This is a genomic window from Gordonia sp. ABSL11-1, assembly GCF_030315685.1.
Lineage (GTDB): Bacteria > Actinomycetota > Actinomycetes > Mycobacteriales > Mycobacteriaceae > Gordonia.
The window spans coordinates 66,350-83,227 of record NZ_JASXSI010000010.1 but is presented as its reverse complement, the minus strand read 5'-3'; the positions used below and the strand labels follow the sequence as shown (position 1 = coordinate 83,227).

The 16,878-nt window shown below is 66.5% G+C and carries 15 protein-coding genes and 1 pseudogene; 5 read left to right on the top strand and 11 right to left on the bottom strand.

Going from position 1 to position 16,878, the window contains the following annotated elements:
• Positions 1–92: 92 nt before the first annotated feature.
• Complete coding sequence (locus QSJ19_RS13015) at positions 93–1,022, bottom strand: serine/threonine-protein kinase (protein WP_286321083.1); 930 nt, start codon at positions 1,020–1,022, stop codon at positions 93–95.
• A gap of 168 nt (positions 1,023–1,190) precedes the next feature.
• Between QSJ19_RS13015 and QSJ19_RS13010 the strand changes: the two genes are divergently transcribed.
• Entirely contained in the window at positions 1,191–2,561 is a 1,371-nt protein-coding gene (locus tag QSJ19_RS13010) for an FAD-binding oxidoreductase (protein ID WP_286320962.1), read from the top strand.
• Between the two features lie 65 nt (positions 2,562–2,626).
• Here the strand turns inward: QSJ19_RS13010 and QSJ19_RS13005 are convergent, their stop codons facing one another.
• The 3 genes from QSJ19_RS13005 to QSJ19_RS12995 all read right to left on the bottom strand — a co-directional run bounded on the left by QSJ19_RS13005 (position 2,627) and on the right by QSJ19_RS12995 (position 7,629).
• Positions 2,627–4,312, bottom strand: a complete 1,686-nt coding sequence (locus tag QSJ19_RS13005) for an acyl-CoA dehydrogenase family protein (RefSeq protein ID WP_286320960.1) — start codon at positions 4,310–4,312, stop codon at positions 2,627–2,629.
• 51 nt (positions 4,313–4,363) lie between these two features.
• Complete coding sequence (locus QSJ19_RS13000) at positions 4,364–4,984, bottom strand: TetR/AcrR family transcriptional regulator C-terminal domain-containing protein (protein ID WP_286320958.1); 621 nt, start codon at positions 4,982–4,984, stop codon at positions 4,364–4,366.
• A gap of 248 nt (positions 4,985–5,232) precedes the next feature.
• Positions 5,233–7,629: an MFS transporter gene (locus QSJ19_RS12995; protein WP_286320956.1), complete on the bottom strand. Its 2,397-nt coding sequence runs from the start codon at positions 7,627–7,629 to the stop codon at positions 5,233–5,235.
• Positions 7,630–7,884: 255 nt separating this feature from the next.
• Between QSJ19_RS12995 and QSJ19_RS12990 the strand changes: the two genes are divergently transcribed.
• Entirely contained in the window at positions 7,885–8,652 is a 768-nt protein-coding gene (locus QSJ19_RS12990) for an alpha/beta fold hydrolase (protein ID WP_286320955.1), read from the top strand.
• 131 nt (positions 8,653–8,783) lie between these two features.
• Here QSJ19_RS12990 and QSJ19_RS12985 read toward each other — a convergent pair whose 3' ends face one another.
• The 4 genes from QSJ19_RS12985 to QSJ19_RS12970 form a co-directional block, all read right to left on the bottom strand.
• Entirely contained in the window at positions 8,784–9,281 is a 498-nt protein-coding gene (locus QSJ19_RS12985; protein ID WP_286320954.1) for a VOC family protein, read from the bottom strand.
• Between the two features lie 35 nt (positions 9,282–9,316).
• On the bottom strand, positions 9,317–9,889 hold the full coding sequence (locus tag QSJ19_RS12980) for an ATPase (RefSeq protein ID WP_286320952.1): 573 nt from the start codon (positions 9,887–9,889) through the stop codon (positions 9,317–9,319).
• Positions 9,886–10,272 carry a TA system antitoxin ParD family protein gene (locus tag QSJ19_RS12975; RefSeq protein ID WP_286320951.1) on the bottom strand — a complete coding sequence of 129 codons (387 nt, stop codon included), beginning with the start codon at positions 10,270–10,272 and terminating at the stop codon, positions 9,886–9,888. The genes QSJ19_RS12980 and QSJ19_RS12975 overlap by 4 nt, the downstream gene beginning before the upstream one ends.
• A 77-nt stretch (positions 10,273–10,349) precedes the next feature.
• Positions 10,350–11,279, bottom strand: coding sequence for a LysR family transcriptional regulator (locus QSJ19_RS12970; RefSeq protein WP_286320949.1), 930 nt, complete (start codon positions 11,277–11,279; stop codon positions 10,350–10,352).
• Between the two features lie 91 nt (positions 11,280–11,370).
• Here QSJ19_RS12970 and QSJ19_RS12965 point away from each other — a divergent pair, with 91 nt between their 5' ends.
• Both QSJ19_RS12965 and QSJ19_RS12960 read left to right on the top strand, forming a co-directional pair.
• Positions 11,371–12,291: an EamA family transporter gene (locus QSJ19_RS12965; protein ID WP_286320948.1), complete on the top strand. Its 921-nt coding sequence runs from the start codon at positions 11,371–11,373 to the stop codon at positions 12,289–12,291.
• A 70-nt stretch (positions 12,292–12,361) separates the two neighbouring features.
• Positions 12,362–12,811, top strand: coding sequence for a PPOX class F420-dependent oxidoreductase (locus QSJ19_RS12960; RefSeq protein ID WP_286320946.1), 450 nt, complete (start codon positions 12,362–12,364; stop codon positions 12,809–12,811).
• A 39-nt stretch (positions 12,812–12,850) separates the two neighbouring features.
• Here QSJ19_RS12960 and QSJ19_RS12955 read toward each other — a convergent pair.
• Positions 12,851–13,734: pseudogene (locus QSJ19_RS12955) on the bottom strand (aldo/keto reductase).
• A 126-nt stretch (positions 13,735–13,860) separates the two neighbouring features.
• Between QSJ19_RS12955 and QSJ19_RS12950 the strand changes: the two are divergent.
• Complete coding sequence (locus QSJ19_RS12950) at positions 13,861–14,235, top strand: DUF2255 family protein (RefSeq protein ID WP_286320944.1); 375 nt, start codon at positions 13,861–13,863, stop codon at positions 14,233–14,235.
• Positions 14,236–14,259: 24 nt separating this feature from the next.
• Here QSJ19_RS12950 and QSJ19_RS12945 read toward each other — a convergent pair whose 3' ends face one another.
• Together QSJ19_RS12945 and QSJ19_RS12940 are read right to left on the bottom strand one after the other, a co-directional pair.
• Positions 14,260–15,735: a DHA2 family efflux MFS transporter permease subunit gene (locus QSJ19_RS12945; RefSeq protein WP_286320942.1), complete on the bottom strand. Its 1,476-nt coding sequence runs from the start codon at positions 15,733–15,735 to the stop codon at positions 14,260–14,262.
• Between the two features lie 150 nt (positions 15,736–15,885).
• Complete coding sequence (locus QSJ19_RS12940; RefSeq protein ID WP_286320941.1) at positions 15,886–16,863, bottom strand: aldo/keto reductase; 978 nt, start codon at positions 16,861–16,863, stop codon at positions 15,886–15,888.
• Positions 16,864–16,878 lie beyond the last annotated feature (15 nt).

Here is a 16,878-nt window from a genome sequence, read left to right as displayed (position 1 = left end):
AACTGCCCGGGAACCGCGCGCGCTTGCGCACTGGGGATGCGGTAAGCGGCTGTGACAGAATCAGTCTCGGCGCAGTGTCCGAATTTACTTGGCTAGACGACGTGTCGTCGGCGCCACAGCCGTCGGCGAGGTGGGGTGTCCGGCGGCGGGATGTCGCGCAGCGCCCGTGTCACGATCTCGGTGAATTCGGTGCAGGTCCCGTACCGGTCACGCGGGTCCTTCGCCAGGGCCTTCGCGAAGACGGCGTTCAGTGCGGACGGGAGCCACGGGCGCAACCGGGTGAGTTTCGGCAGGGGATCGTGGATGTGTGCGTAGGTGATGGCGAAGGCGGTGGCTCGCGGGAACGGTGGCTCGCCGGTGAGCAGTTCGAACATGCTGGCGGCGAGCGCGTAGAGATCGGTTGCCGGTGAGAGGCGTTGCGCCGTCAGTAGTTCCGGGGACGCGTAGGCGATCGATCCCTGTACGCGTCCGTTGCGGGCGAGGGGACGGGCATCGTCGAGCAGCTGGGCGATACCGAAATCGGTGAGGACGGAGCGTGAGTCGCTGTGTGTCCGCTCCACCATGATGTTGGCGGGCTTCACATCGCGGTGCAGGACGTCGCAGGAGTGGGCGTAGTCGAGTGCGGCCGCGATCTGGCCGCCGACCTTCACGACGGTTGCCGCGTCGGGTTCGGCGCCACGTTCCGGGATCAGCTCCATGGCGGACGTGCCGGCGATGTACTCCATCGCGATCCACAACACCGTTGCATCGGGATGGTTCTCACGTCCCACCACGTCAGCGTCGATCTCCCCGCGCGCATACATGCCGACGATGTGGGGATGGTGCAGGCGGGAGGCGATGGAGAACTCACGCTCGAACCGTTCGCGCACGCGTTGCTGGTCGTTGGGCCGGGTGTGCAACACCTTGAGCGCCATCGCCTGCTTTGACTCACCCCGATGCACGCGATAGACCTCGGCGCTGCTGCCGCTGCCGAGGAACTCGTCGATGGTGTAGCCGGCCACCACCTCACCCGCGCCGAACACGACGTCAGCGTATCCGCGAACGATGCCGGGGGCGCGCTGTCCGATGCCGGCCACCGCTACCACCGTCGCAGGGCCGGATCGGCGATCAGCGGGTCGACGACGGCTCTCACGCGTCTCAGTCTGAACGTGCCGACGGCGATCGTGACGCAGAACACTACAGTGGAAGCCATGGTCGACGTCATCTCGCCGGCGGATCTCGCCGCCACGCTGCCCGACGGGATGGTGGTCACCGATCCCGACATCCTCGCCGCCTATCGCCAGGACCGGGCGCAGGACCCGGACGCCGGCACGCCGCTGGCCTTGATCCGGCCGACGACGACGGAGCAGGTGCAGACGGTCGTGCGCTGGTGCGCCGAGCACAAGATCCCGATCATCACTCGTGGCGCGGGAACCAGCCTGTCCGGGGGCTCCACCGCGGTCAACGGCGCGGTGATGCTGTCGACGGAGAAGATGCGTGAGCTGACCGTCGACACCACCACCCGCACCGCCGTCACCCAGCCGGGATTGTTCAACGCCGAGGTCAAGGCGGCCGCCGCAGCACACGGACTCTGGTATCCGCCGGACCCGTCGTCGGTCGAGATCTGCTCGATCGGCGGCAACGTCGCCACCAACGCGGGTGGGCTGTGCTGTGTGAAGTACGGGGTGACCACCGACTACGTACTCGGCCTGCAAGTGGTGCTGGCCGATGGCCGGGCCGTTAGACTCGGTGGCAAACAACTCAAGGATTCGGCCGGACTGCCACTGACGAAGCTATTCGTCGGCAGCGAGGGGCTCCTGGGAATCATCACCGAGGTGACCCTGCGCCTCCTGCCGCCGCAGGCGCCCGCCTGTACCGTCGTCGGCGCCTTCGCGTCGGTGCACCACGCCAGTCAGGCCGTCCTGGCAATCGTGTCGCAGATCCGGCCGGCCATGCTCGAGTTCATGGATTCGATCTCCATCAACGCCGTCGAGGACATGTTGCGGATGGGACTAGACCGAGAGGCCGGTGCCCTCCTCGTCGCCCAGTCCGACGCCCCGGGACCGGCGGGCGCCGCCGAGGTCGCGATCATCCGGGAGGCGTTCGAGACGCATGGGGCGAGCGAGGTGTTCGACACCGACGACCCGGCCGAAGGAGAAGCATTCACCGCTGCGCGGCGTGCCGCCATCCCCGCCGTCGAGAAGATCGGATCACTGCTCCTCGAGGACGTCGGGGTTCCGCTGCCGCAGTTGCCCACGCTCATCGACGGCGTCGCCGGCATCGCCGAGGAGAACCAGGTGATGATCTCGGTGATCGCGCACGCCGGCGACGGCAACACCCACCCGCTGATCGTGTTCGACCCCACCGACGACGACGAGGCACAGCGCGCACAGCGATCCTTCGGTCAGATCATGGATCTCGCGATCTCGTTGGGCGGCACCATCACCGGCGAACACGGCGTCGGACGGTTGAAGAAGGGGTGGCTGCCCGATCAGGTCGGCCCCGACGTCATGGACCTCACCGCGACCATCAAGAACGCGCTCGACCCGCACGGCCTGCTCAATCCGGGGGTCATTCTCTGACCCCGCGTCACCTTGCTCCCGGAGGAGCGAGCCTGCGAGCGGCACGAAGGGCCCGAACCTGAACCTCAGTGCCGCTCCAGAATCCCCGCCAGGTCGGCGCCATCGGGCAACGCGCCGTACTCGAAAGCCCGGTCCTCACCAAGCCGCGCCGCGACGAACGCATCCGACACAGCGGCCGGTGCATACCGCACGAGCAGTGATGCTTCGAGTGCGAGAGCCATCGACTCGACGACGCCCCGCGCACGGCGTTGTGCCGATACCGCATCCATCCGGGCGAGTTCGCCGAGATGGTCGCGGAGTCGCTCGAGGTGCAGATCGAGGGTGCGGTTGGCGCCGAGTGCGGTACCGATCTCGGCGTCGAACGCCGCGATCGATTCCGGTTCGCGAGTCATCGCCCGCAAGACGTCGAGTGCGATGACGTTGCCCGATCCTTCCCAGACCGCCATGACCGGTTGTTCACGATAACGCATGGCCAGGGGGAAGTCCTCGGTGTAACCGTTACCGCCCAGGCATTCGAGGGCCTCGTAGGAGTGATGGGGACCGCGCTTGCAGATCCAGTATTTCGCGACCGCGGTGGCAAGACGGCGGAACGCGCGCTCCTGATCGTTCGCATCCTCGTCGTGTGCCCTCGCCAGTCGGATGGCGGTGACTGTCGCGGCCTCGGATTCCAATGCGAGATCGGCCAATACCGCCGTCATGGCCGGCTGATCTGCCAGGGTGGCACCGAATGCGTCGCGGTGACGCGCATGCCAGACGGCCTCCGCGACCGACTGCCTCATCCCAGCCGTGCTGCCGAGGACACAGTCGAGTCGTGTCTGTGCCACCATCTCGATGATCGTGCGGACACCACGCCCGGGCTCGCCGACCATCACCGCGACGGTCCCGTCGAGCTCGATCTCCGACGACGCGTTCGACTTGTTGCCGAGTTTGTTCTTGAGTCGTTGGATGCGGAAGACGTTGCGGGTGTCATCAGGCAGGACTCGGGGGAGCAGGAAGCAGGAAAGCCCTTCTCCACCTGAGCCTTTCGCCTGGGCGAGCACGAGAAATGCATCCGACATCGGTGCGGAGCAAAACCACTTGTGGCCGGTCAGCAGGTACTCGGCGCCAGGTCCGCCGGACCCGACCGGAGTGGCGATCGTCGAGTTGGCGCGAACGTCCGACCCGCCCTGCTTCTCGGTCATGGACATACCGAAGATGGCGGAGGCTTTCTCGGCATCGAGATCGGAGGAGTAGCTGCGGGACAGCGCCTTCGGAACCCACTCGGCGGCCACGTCGGGTTGTAGCTCCAGGGACGGAATGACTGCGTGAGTCATCGAGACCGGGCAGGCGTGCCCGGGCTCGATCTGGCCGAACAGCATGAAGCTCGCGGCGCGGACGACGTGCGAGCCTGGCTGTCGGTCGGCCCAACATCGGGTGTGGCTGCCGTGCGCGATCGACGCCGAGATGATCCGGTGGTACGCAGGGTGGTACTCGACCTCGTCGATCCGGTTGCCCCACCGGTCATGGGTGTGCAGTTCCGGCGTGTTGGTGTTTGCGAGATGCGCGTCGTGCTGGAACCGGACGCTCCCGACGAGTTCTCCGATCTCGCGTAGCTCGTCATCGGCCCAGCTGGCGTCATGTCGCGCAACCGATTCCCGCAGAACGGTGTTGAGCTCGTACTCGTTGACGTCGACCCGGGCCGCCGATTGATTGAACACGGTGTGCGTCGTGTGCGGTCGCGGATGCGTTCTGGTGTCGGACGGGTGGGTCATGAGCTACCTTTCAGGACGTTGTTTCGCCGGTGGGTTCGCCGCGCCCGCACCTCAAATCGCATGCTGCAAGACCTGTTCCGGGATCTGGAGGTTGGTGAACACGATCGCGACGGCTTCCTCGAGGCTGTAGTCGAGCTCGTCGGACGCGGCCGCCTGCTGTATGACGAGCCCGAAGATCGCCGACCAGAACGCTCTTGCCTCGACGTCGATCGGTGCGCGCAACTCCCAACCGGTCCGCACCAGCGTGCGCATCAGCGCCTCCGCGCCCCGGCGATGCAGATCGGACAGCGTCTCGGCGATCTGCGGCCGGAGTTCGGGGCGCCGCGACGCCATTGACATCGCGGTGGTGAACAGTTCGACGTTGCGGGCCTGATCGCCGATGAGCGTGAAGATCAATGCATGGGTGTACTCGCCGACGGTCGTCGCCGCCGATGCCGCTTCCTCGGCATGACGGCCGCCGCGCAGCACGGCGGCACACGCGACCTCGACGAACAGGTGCTCCTTTGATCCGAAATAGTAGGTGACCTGGTTCGGATAGGTGTTGGCGTTACGGCAGATCTGTGCGACCGATGCCGTCTCTCCGAGTTCCCTGAACACTTCGGTGGCAGCACACAGGAGCGCCTGACGAGTCGCTTTGCCGGCCTCGCGACTCCCTCGGCTGGGAATGGTCATGGGAGAACCGTCTCACACTCTTGTTTGTCTGACAAACAATAATCGTCGGGCCTACGAAACGAACGGCCGTGAGCCGGCCGGCCGGCCGAGAGGCGTGACTCGTCCGCACGAGAATCCCCCCGCACGAGAATCGCGCCCCGCATGAAAATCATCCCCCGCATCAGGATCACGACAGCGCCGGGGAAAGTGGATAATCCACGTTCCCCGACGCTGACGTGACTTTCATGCGGACATCCGTGGTTACGCCCTCACGACAGTGCCGAGTCCCGCCCTGCCCCCAGCCCGATGTCCGCGGTGTTGCGCTGTCCGGCAACAATACTGACCTGTACGGCAGTCGGTTCGTACATGCTCGCGACGACGGTGAATCGTCCGTCGGTGAGGCCCTCGATGCGATAGCGGCCATCGGCGTCGGTGGTGGCCGACGTGACGATGGTCTGGTCTGGGCCGATCGCCGATACCGTGGCGCCTTCGAGTGCGGTGCCGTCGGAGGTGCGGACCGAACCGTGCAACCCGCTGTTGGCGACCAGCACGATGTCGAGGGGCTCGGCTGTGCGCCCGGTCGGGGTGTCGACGGTGATCAGCTGACTGGCCGGTTGGCATCCCGCCGCGGATGCGGTGAGCGCGACGGTGTCGCCGTCGGGCAGTCCGGTGATCGTGAAATGCCCGTCAGGGCCGGCATGCGTCTGTGTCACGACGGCTCCGGACCGGTCGGTGACGATCACCTGTGCGGCAAGCGGCCCGTGGGCGTTGCGGACACGCCCGCGGACCGATGCGCCGCCGGTGAGTGCGAAGTCGCGGCGGAACACCGCTTCGCCGACGACCGGGACGGTCATGGCCCTCGGCAAGCGCCCGGGTGCGGTCGCGATGACGGTGTAGGTGCCGTCGGCGAGTCCGTAGACGGCGTAGGAGCCATCCGGGTCGACCGCGGTGGCTCCCGTCTGACGCCCTCGAAGATCGGTCACGGTGATGGCGGCACGGTCGAGTGCGGTGCCGTCGGCGGCGGTGATGCGACCGGCGACACGTGGACGCGGGCCGTGCGACGCATCAGACGTCGGCGCGGGATCCGCGTCGGTCGAGGTGGCCGTGATCGGAGCGTTCGTCGACTGTTCGTCGACAAGTGTTTCGGGAGTGCCGGATTCGACTGATCCCGTCGGATGGTCGCGTCCCTCGTCGGAACGACCACCGCCGGTCCGATGACGCGCGATCGGGATGAACAGGGTGATCGCGACACCGACGAACGCGGCGATCGCACCGATCAGGAAGCACCACCGGAACGCGGAATGGCTGGGCACGTCGACCGGCCCATAGGAGGCGGTGGAACTGGTCAGGACCAGCGCCATGACGGCCGACGCACTGGTGGTGCCGATCGACCGCATCAGGCCGTTGAGCCCGACGGCGGCACCGGCTTCGGTCATCGGCACGGCGCCCATGATCAGGGTCGGAATCGCCGCATAGCCGATGCCGACACCGGCCGAGCAGATCACCGACGCCAAGGCCAACTGCCACGGTGCGTTCATCAGCAGGAACGCGCCGAGATAGCCGAGTCCGAGGACAGTTGCGCCGATCGCCAGCGTGTATTTGGCGCCGATGGTGTTGATGAGCGTGCCCGAGACGGGCGCGAAGACCAGCATCATCAGCCCGCCGGGCGCCATCCACAGACCCGCGGCGACCAGGGTCTGCCCGAGACCTCCCATGGCCGTGGGGATCTCGAGTAGCTGCGGTACGACGATGGTCTGCGCCATCATGCCGAATCCGATCGCGATCGCGCCGATGTTGGTGAGCAACACCGCCGGACGTGCGGTGGTCCGCAGGTCGACCAGCGGTGCACGGTGCCGGAGTTCGAACAGGCCCCATACGACGAGTACCGCGAGCCCGCCGAACAGCAGCCCCAAGGTCGCGCCGGTGCCCCAGCCCCAGTCATTGCCCTTGGAGACGGCGATCAGCACGCCCGACAGTCCGATTGCCAGGCCGATCGCACCGATGACGTCGAACCGCTTCTCGCCAGTGCTGTCGTCGATGTGCGGGACCACGAACGCGACGAGGACGGTGACGACGGCGGCGAGTCCGGTCGACACCCAGAACAGTGCATGCCAATCCCATTGTTGGGCAACCCAGGCCGACAGCGGCAGGCCGATCGCGCCGCCGACGCCCATCGTCGCGCTCATCGCCGACACCGCCATCGATGTCAGACGCGGTGGCGTCACCTCGCGCATCAGGCTGATGCCGAGCGGGATGAATCCCATCGCGAGACCCTGGACCGCGCGTCCCACGATCATCGGGATCAATGCCGAACTCAGCGCGCACACGAGCGACCCGGCGATCAACAGGATCGCGCTCGCCAGGATGATGCGCTTCTTGCCGAACATGTCGCCGAGACGGCCTGCGATCGGCATCGCGACCGCTCCGGCGAGCAGGGTGGCGGTGACGACCCATGACGCATTCGAGATCGACGTGCCGAGCAATCTCGGCAGTTCTGGCTGGATCGGGATGATCAACGTCTGCATCAATGACGCGACCAGACCGCCGAAACACAACACGGCGACCACGGCGAGCGCGGCTCCGGTGTGCTTGTCGTCGGTCAGTTCACTGTCCACCGCCACGGTGTCGTCCGTGGCCGGGGCGTCGCCGGTCGGCGTAGTGGTCATGTGGGCACCCTCCTCGGGATGTGTACCCTACATATGTATCGTGCACATGCCAACACGCACGCCGACTCTTCCGCTCGTCCCACGCTGACCGTGTCCAACTTTTCGCCGACCGTGCCCGACGGGCAGGACGTCGCCGTGTGGGTTCAAGTGATCGCCCCGCAACGGGTCCATCGGCAGAACACGGTCGGCGAAAAGTTGGACACGGTCGGCGAACTGTCGGACCCGGCAGGACCGCGGTCCGACTAGTCTTGTCCCGTGACCTCATCTGTCGCCGAGTACATCACGATCAACCATCCGACGCCGGATACCCGTGTATGGCACGAGATCCACGGGGACGGCCGGCCCGTCGTCCTGCTGCACGGCGCGTTGTCGGGTGCGTCGTCGTGGGGCGGTCAGATCCCCGCCCTGGTGGACGCCGGGTGGAAGGTCTACGTTCCCGAGCGTCACGGGCACGGGCACAGCCCCGACGTGACCGACGAGTTCCACTACGCGGACATGGCGGCCGAGACGATCACCTATCTCGACGAGATCGTCGGGGGACCTGCCGAGATCGTCGGTTGGAGTGACGGTGCGGTTGTCGCCGTGCTCGTGGCGATGCAACGGCCCGACCTCGTCGGTCACCTGGTGCTGATCGGCCAGTACTACAACAGTTCCGGCCGGGCCGTCGGGGGGATATTGGACGCGCTCGACGCGGCCGATGACGAGATGATGGCCTTCTTCGCCGCCGAATACGCCGCCGAGTCGCCCGACGGCGCCGGCCACTTTCCCGTGATCTTCGATAAGACGATGGCGATGATCCGGTCAGAGCCGGAGATCGATCTGGAAGACCTGGCGGCGATCTCCGCCCCGACGCTGGTGATGCAGGGCGACCGCGACGAGGTGGCCCTCGATCACAGCCGCGCAGTCGTCGACACGATCACCGAGGCGCGCTTATGTGTCCTCCCCGGCTCCCATCTCATCCCGATCGAGACGCCGGCGGCGGTCAATGCGGTGATCGGGGAGTTTCTTGGTTCCGGCACCTGAGCCACAGCAACACCCCTGTTCTGAAACATCACCTTGATTGTGAATGAAGTTGATGAGTGAGAATCGAGGTATCTGTAGTCAGCAGTTGGTAACTGCGGGAGATGTTTTCGCAATGACTGGTCAGCCATCGATCATTGACCGGACGACCGCGCTTTGATCTGCTCGTAGAAGACCCGCATGTCCGGGCCGATTTCGGCCAGCTCGATGCAGGGTATCCCGGCGTGCCCGGCGTCGAGGTAGGCGAATCGCATCGCACCGCCCATGGCCCCCCGCTGGATCACCGCGTTGCCCGCCTGTTCCGCGTCGTCCACGGCGCCGTCGAAATCCGCAGGCTCGAAACAGATGTGATGGATACCGGGGCCGCCGCCGCGCAGGAACTCGGTGTAGATGCTCTCCCCGCGTCGGGGCTCGATGAGTTCGAGCTGCATGTCGCCGATGTACGACAAGGAGACATGCGCGGTGAAGTCGGCCGGTTCGTCACGGTAGGTGCAGCCGTCTCGGAATTCGATGTCGGGCATCCGGGTCCATTCACCGGCGCCGCACAGGTGTGACAGCAGGCGTTCGGTGGCGTCGATGTCCTCGACGACCCAGGCGGTCTGGGTGATCGGTCCCCATTTCGATGCGGTCATGCCCCACGGTACCGACCCGGGTGTGGCCGGTGACGTCACCCGAGGTGACGCAGGACCACCGGTGTCCACGAGGGCCATGCGGCACCCCCGATCAAGACGCCGTGGGTGAACTCGGCGACGGGCAGGGGTGCCACGGCCGACGAGCTGTCGTACACGGTGGCCTCATCGGCGCGGGAGATCGCCTCGGCCGCAAGCGGCCAGAGACGACGATGACGGGCGATGATCTTGTCCTCGGGAACGGAGTGCCCTCCTGCTGCAACACGGTGCGCGACACGGAGGACCGACAGTTTCTCCGGAACCGCGAGCACATGGAGGATCACGGTGAAGCCGGCCGCGTGGGCGCGGCCGATGAGATCGAGCTTGGACGGGTGGGAGAACACGGTCTCGGTGATGAAAGAGCGGTCGCCGGCAATCACCCTGTCCCACGTTGTTGCTGCGATCCGGGCCGCCTCATACGATTTCGCCTCGGAGTCATCCGGCCATCTCTGCTTGGCGATGAGATCGGCATTGATGAACGGGCTTGCGGGCAGCAACGGGCCGAGTGTCAGTTCGACGAATGTGGATTTGCCGGCCCCGTTCGGACCGATGACGAGATCGAGACGCCTCATCCCTCGTCGACGATCCGGGTTGTGCCATCAGGTCGGTACTCGATCATCCGACCGTCGTCGTCGAGGGCGACGGTCGTGATGCCCCGCTCCTTGAGCGTTTCGCGATAGTCCGCCGTGGCGAGGTGTTCACCGACTCGTGCCCGGATGGTCGCATCGAACGCCCGGCCCTCGGGCTCCGTCAGGTCCGTGGTCGGTCGGTCGCCGTTCACCGCGGCTTCGATACGGGCGACGGATGCGGATTCGTGGGAGGTGAGCGCTCGGCCCACGCGGGCCCAGTACTCGAGCTGCTGGCGTCCGGTGCGGTGCTGGCGCCTGCCCTCGGCGATCGCGCTCTCGACCAGATCGGCGTCGAATCGGGTGACCTTGTCTGCTGAGCGGGTCATCATTCCTCCAGAGTGCGGTGTGCGCTCACTGTAGCAATCTGCTACAGCGACGTGCGATCGCAACAATATTCGGGGGCTCAGCCTCGAACACGCCTCCTCGGCCGTTGCGGTTGCCGTTCGGCGACGGCCTGGGCGAGGGCTTCGCGGATCGCGCGCACTGCGGGATGTCCTGCGCGACCGTCGCGCACGGCGGTGTAGACGATGCGCAGCGGGTCGCCGGGAAGGCCGACGAGCTGTGTCCCCTCGAGATGGTCTGCGGCGATGAGCGCGGGCACGAACGCGACGGCGTGTCCGGTGCGGACGAGGTGGGCGTGCAGCAGCGGATCGGGTCCTTCGAACCGGATCTGCGGCTCGAAACCCGCGCTGCGACAGACGATACGGGCCCAGTCGCCGCTGGCGCTGCCCGGCGGGTCCAACGCCCACGGCGTGGCGGCCAGCTCGGCGATCGTCGTCGGAGCCGAACTCCACGGCCCGTGCGACGGGATTGCGAGATAGATCGGATCGGTCACGAGGTCGGTTCGGTCGGCGCCCTCGCGGACCGGATCGGGCAAACCGGGGTACTCCTCGCCCAGGATGACGTCGAACTGACTCGACAGCAGCCCGCCGAACGCGGTGTCGACGTCGCGCATGGTGATCTCCACCTGCAGCGCCGGATGGCTTCGCTCGAGCAAGGTGAGCACGGCGGGCGCGATCTCGAGGACGACCGTCTGGAACGACGCCAACCGGAGGGTTCCGCGCACGGACGGCTGCGCAGCGGCGAGGTCGGCCTCGGCCCGCTCCAACTGGGCGAGCACGATCTCTGTGTGCGCGACGAGGGCGAGCGCATCGTCGGTCAGGCGGACCCGCCGGCCCACATGTTCGAGGAGTTGGACCCCGGTCTCACGCTCGAGAATCGACAGCTGCTGGGAGATGGCCGACGGCGTGTACGACAGTGCCCGCGCCACCTGCGCCAACGTTCCGCGCACGTGCAGTTCGCGCAGGATTCGGAGTCGCGTCACGTTGAGCATCGGACACCTCGTCGATTGATTAGCAGAACTGATCATATATCGGCAGAAAGCGTCACTGGACTGATGGAGGGAGTGGGTCGATCCTGGAAACATGAACCACACGTCGCGCGCATCCGGTGGCAGCGGTCCCGCCGCTGCGATGATCCTGTGCTCGTGTGTGTCGTTGCAGTTCGGCGGTGCGATCGCCGTGCACCTGTTCCCGACGATGGAGTCCTGGGGTGTCACGACTCTCCGGCTCGGCTTCGCGGCGATCGTCCTGCTCGTCGCGGTCCGGCCACGATTCGTGCGGTGGTCGGGAACGCAATGGCGGTCGGTGGTGTTCTTCGCGGTTGCACTCGCCGGCATGAACGGCACGTTCTACTGCGCGATCGAACGCCTGCCCTTGGGCGCGGCCGTCGCGATCGAGTTCCTCGGACCTCTGCTGTTGTCGGCCGCGCTGTCGCGGCGTGCCATCGACCTCGCCTGGGTGGTGTTGGCGTTCCTCGGAATCGGACTCCTGGGCGTGGAGAGCATCACACAGGCAGACTCCCTGGACCCGGTCGGCGTCGTGTTCGCACTGATCGCCGGATCGTTCTGGGTGCTCTACATCCTCACCAGCGCGCGCGTCGGCCAACACGTGCCCGGCACCGGCGGACTCGCGATGGCCCTGGTGCTCGCCACCGTGTTCGTCCTGCCGATGGGCGCATCCGGCGTCGCACACGGCGCCACCGACCCGACGATGCTCGGGCTCGCGCTGGCGATCGCACTGATGTCGTCGGTCATCCCGTACACGCTGGAACTGGCTGCGCTGCGTCGACTTCCGCGCAACGTCTTCGGGATCCTGCTCAGCCTCGAACCCATCGTCGCCGCACTGGCCGGATGGGTCCTGCTCCACCAGCCGACCGGTCCGCTGCGTCTGGCCGCGATCGCACTGGTGATCGTCGCGAGCATCGGGACCATCGTCACCGCGCCCAAGGCGGTGGGTCGTGCGGAGGAGTCTCCGACATCCGACCGTGAGCCGGTGGGAACGTGAGCGGACGATGGGTTGTGGTTGCCACGGGTGGCCCGGAAAGCAAACCCGCCCCACCGGCGTTGCAGCACACATGACCGCACCCACCGAGTACGACCCCGATCTCCTCCGTATCGTCGCCGACCACAAGCAGTCCATCCTGATCACCCTGCGCAGAGACGGTCGCCCACAGTCATCGAACGTCGTGCATGTGTGGGACGCCGAGTCGGGCTCGGCGGTGATCTCCGTGACGGCCACCCGTGCCAAGTCCCGCAATGTCGAGCGTGATCCGCGGGTCAGCCTGCACGTTCTCGGCGACGGCTTCTTCTCCGGATATGCCGTCGTCGAGGGCATCGGCGAACTCACCCCGATCGCCACGGCACCCGACGATGAGACGGTGCAGGCGCTCGTCGACTACTACCGGGCGTTCAGCGGTGAGCATCCCGACTGGGACGACTACCGACAGACGATGGTCACCGAGCAGCGACGGCTGTTGCGGATTCGGCCGGAGAAGATCTACGGCATGACCCGTCTGCCCGGCTGAAGCTTTTCGCCCGGTAGCGGCCGCTCGTGCCGCCGGTCCTCACGCCTCGGGGATGTCGAGCCCGACCTTCTCGCGTGTGATGTCCTCGGGTTCTGGTCCGCCCCGCACACCCGTGTCGAGGGCGTCGATGGCGGCGAGCTCATCTGCACTGAGTTCGAAATCGAAGACGTCGACGTTCTCGGCGATCCGCGACGGTGTCACCGATTTCGGGATGACCTGCCGACCCTGCTGGAGATGCCAGCGCAGCATGACCTGAGCAGCAGACTTGTCGTGGTCGCCGGCGATCTTCACGATCGTCGGGTCTTCGAGGGTCGAGCCGTGCGAGCCGTCGCGGTAGAACGTGATCCCGCCGATCGGCGACCAGGCCTGCGACACGATGCCGTGGGCGGCATTCGCCTCCAGGAGTGTGGACTGCCGGAAGTAGGGATGCACTTCGATCTGGTTGATCGCCGGAACCACCGACGTGGCCTCGAGGAGGCGCTCGAGGTGATCGGGCATGAAGTTGCTGACCCCGATCGCCCGGACCTTGCCGTCGGCCAGCAGACGCTCGAGCGCCTTGTAGGCGTCGATGGTGAGGTCGAACTCGCCGGGCAGGGCCTGTGCAGGATGAGCAGGTCGATCTGTTCGAGGTCCAGCTTGGCGGCAGCCTTGTCGTAGGCGTGCAGGGTGGCGTCGAAGCCGTAGTCGGTGATCCAGATCTTGGTCTCGATGAACAGCTCGTCCCGAGCGATCCCCGACCGTCGGATCGCGTCGCCGACGCCGCGTTCGTTGAGATAGGCCGCGGCGGTGTCGATGTGCCGGTAACCGACCTCCAGGGCGGTCTCGACCGCGGTGGTGGTCTCCTCCGGTGGGGTCTGGTAGACGCCGAAACCCAAAGCCGGGATGTGGATTCCATTGTTGAGTTCGATCTGGGGGGAGGCCATGGGTTTCACGGTACGCCGGTGGGGAAACCCGTTGGAGTGTTCATCGGGACGTGTACTGGCATGACCTCCCACGGGTCCGGCGACGGATCTATCGTGTGAAGTGCGGCAACGAAAGGATTCTCGACGATGACATGGACCGACGACGAACTGGATCGCATCGGCGGCGCCGACGAACTGCAGGTCTCGTCGTACGGATCGGACGGCACGCTTCGGCCGTTCGTGACGATCTGGGTGGTGCGCACCGGCGGCAACCTCTACATCCGGTCGGCGTATGGGCGTGAGAACGGTTGGTACCGACGGGCGGTGACCAGCGGCCGAGGGCAGATCCGGGCCGGTGGGGTGGAGAAGGACGTCACGTTCGTCGAACCGACCGAGGATGTGCACTCGGCGTTGGACGATGCGTATCACGCCAAGTACGACCGATACGGGGCCAAGATCGTGGGAACGGTCGTGGCACCGCACGGCGTCGGTGTCACCCTTCGGCTCGATTCAGAGGACTGAACACCGCACACCGTAGCGCTCGCCTCACACCGCAGGCGGCGCCCCGGCGGCGTCCTCGGTGATCCGCTCGCGTGACAGCAGGAACCAGCCCGCGATCGCGGCCAGCACGAGAGCGATTGCGGCGCCGTAGAATCCGACAGCGATAGCGTCGGCGGAACTGTACAGGATCTCTGCCTTCGGATTCAGGCTGTGGTGTGCGGCGATGGTTCCGGTGTGTTCGCGGGCGAGGACGACCGCTCCGATGATCGCGACGCCGAGTGTGCCGCCGAGTTGCCGGATGGTCTGCACGATGCCCGAGGCCTGCGCGCGGTCGGCGGCGGTGACCCGGCCGAGCGCGTCGGTGTTGACGGGCGAGAAGATCAGGCCCAGGCCGAGTCCGGCGATGATCATGCCGGGCACCTGGATGCCGTACTCGAGCCGACTCAGCGACAGCGCCCACAGCACGACCCCGACGGTGGCGATCAGCAACCCGGTCAGCACCGGTCCGCGGACACCGGATCGGTCGTACCAGCGCCCGGCGAGCTGGGCTCCGATCGCGATCGGGATGATCAGCGGCAGCGCGGCCACGCCCGCCATGATTGGTGAGTAACCCAGCAGATCCTGCACGTAGAGCGTCGAGAACAACACGATGGCCAGCAGTCCGAACTGCACCGCGAACAGGACGACGAGATTGCCGGAGAACGCTTTTCGCACGAACAGCCGCACGTCCACCAGCGGCTCGTCGGACCTGGTCTGCGTCCACACGAAGAATCCGGTGATCACCACCCCGACGGCGAGCAGGCCCAGCGTGGCCGGAGACCCCCAGCCCCATTGGCTCGACTGCTGGATCGCGTAGACCGACAGGGCGAGCCCGGCGATCATCAGTGCCGCCGACACGGGTTGAATACGCAGCGACGGCCGTCGCATGTTGTCCGGCTTCGCCCGGGCAACGAGGACGAGCGCGAGCAGACCGACGGGGACGTTGAGCCAGAAGACCGCGCGCCAGCTGACCCACTCGGTGAGCGCGCCACCCAGCAGCGGTCCGATCGCCAGGAAGATCTGACTGATCCCCACGTACACGGCCATCGCGCGACCCCGCACCGCCACCGGGAACGCATCCATCACGATGGTGGCGCTGGCCGGCATCATCAGCGCCGCGCCGACACCCTGGACGGCGCGCGCGATGATCATCCACTCCTCACCGAACGAGCCGGCCGGAGCCAACCCGCAGAACGCGGACGCGACGAAGAAGACGGTGACGCCGAGTCGGAAGGTGGTGACCGGGCCGATCTTCGCGCCGAGTTTCCCGCCGAGCGCGACCATCGCCGCCATGGCCAGGACGTAGGCGTTGACCACCCACTGCTGGCCCGACGCGGTGAGTGGCAGTTCGCGGGTCATCGTCGGCAGCGCGACGGTCACCACGGTCTGGTCGAGCATGATCATCGACAGGCTGCCGGTCATCGCGACCAGCGTCAGCCAGGCGTGCCGGGTCGCGCCCGTCGTCGTGGAAGTGGTGGTCACCGTGTCCTCGCTCTCGGTCGATCCCGTGACGATCGGTGTCGCGGGGTGATGAGCTCAACCGAACAGCAGGTCGCTCACAAACCGCTCACATCGACCATCATCGGCCATACGGGAGCGACGCGAGGCGTGATCGAGCGGGTGACGCGGAGGTCAGAATCCCTCGGGTTCGCGCGGTGTGTACGGCGCCTCGAGTGCGGTCAGTTCATCGGCGTCGAGTGCGACATCGAGGGAGGCGACGGCGTCGTCGAGGTGTCCCGTCTTGGTGGCGCCGACGATCGGTGCCGTCACCGCCGATTGCTGCCGGACCCAGGCCAGGGCGACCTGCGCCCGGGAGACACCCCGCTTGTCGGCGATCTCGGCGACGGTCTCGATGATCGTGTTGTCGGATTCGGCGTCCTGCCGGTACATGCGGGCAGTCATCGCGTCGGTCTCGCTGCGCGCGGTCGTCTCGCCTGCCGGTCGGGTCAGACGCCCCCGCGCGAGCGGACTCCACGGCAGCACCCCGATGCCCTGATCGAGGGCGAACGGATGCATTTCGCGTTCCTCTTCACGCTGGATGAGGTTGTACTGATCCTGCATGGAGACGAAGCGCGTCCAGCCGTGCAGGTCGGCGGTGAACTGCATCGTCGCGAACTGCCAGGTCCACATGCTCGAGGCGCCGAGGTAGCGGACTTTGCCGGCCTTGACGACGTCGTGCAGCGCTTCCATCGTCTCCTCGACCGGGACATCGGGATCGAACCGGTGGATCTGATAGAGGTCGACGTAGTCGGTGCCCAACCGGGTGAGGCTGGCGTCGATGGCGCTCATGATGTGCTTGCGGGACAGCCCTCGCGAGTTGGGGCCGTCACCGGTCGGGAAGAACACCTTGGTCGCGATGACCACCTCGTCGCGGCGGGCGAAGTCAGCGACCGCGCGCCCGACGATCTCCTCGCTGGAACCGGCCGAGTAATAGTCGGCGGTGTCGAGCGTGGTGATCCCGGCCTCGAGCGCCGCGCGGATCAGAGGTCGCGACGACTCCTCGTCGAGTGTCCATTCATGCGGTCCGCGCCCGGGATCGCCGAAACTCATGCAGCCGAGGACGAGCTCGGAGACGGACAGACCTGAGGTACCCAGACGGTGAGAGTCCATGGCGCCCTTCCCGAT